Raw genomic sequence first — 255 nt, forward strand, 5'->3', positions numbered from 1 at the left:
ACCCTCTTATCAAACAATCGGGCGGAGACGAGGGATCCCGGTACTATGGTCGAATTTCCAGACAAGGAAACCCTCATCTCCGGCATGTCGTCTATCATATCGGGTTCAGTCTCTCAACACATAATAAAGATTTACAACCGTTCAAACAACGACTCAAGGAAAAAGGAAAACATTCTCGCAAAGTGTTTATCGCAATGGGCAATAAATTTATCAAAATTGCCTTTGCGATGTTACGAGACCAACAGCCATTTTTAT

Annotated in this window: 1 protein-coding gene; it reads left to right on the top strand. The window is 42.0% G+C overall.

From position 1 onward, the window contains the following. Positions 1-255: transposase (locus tag KI375_RS27170; protein WP_212976453.1), on the top strand; the 255-nt coding region annotated here is incomplete at both ends.

The organism is Bacillus sp. J14TS2 (assembly GCF_018333015.1).
GTDB lineage: Bacteria > Bacillota > Bacilli > Bacillales > Bacillaceae_C > Lederbergia.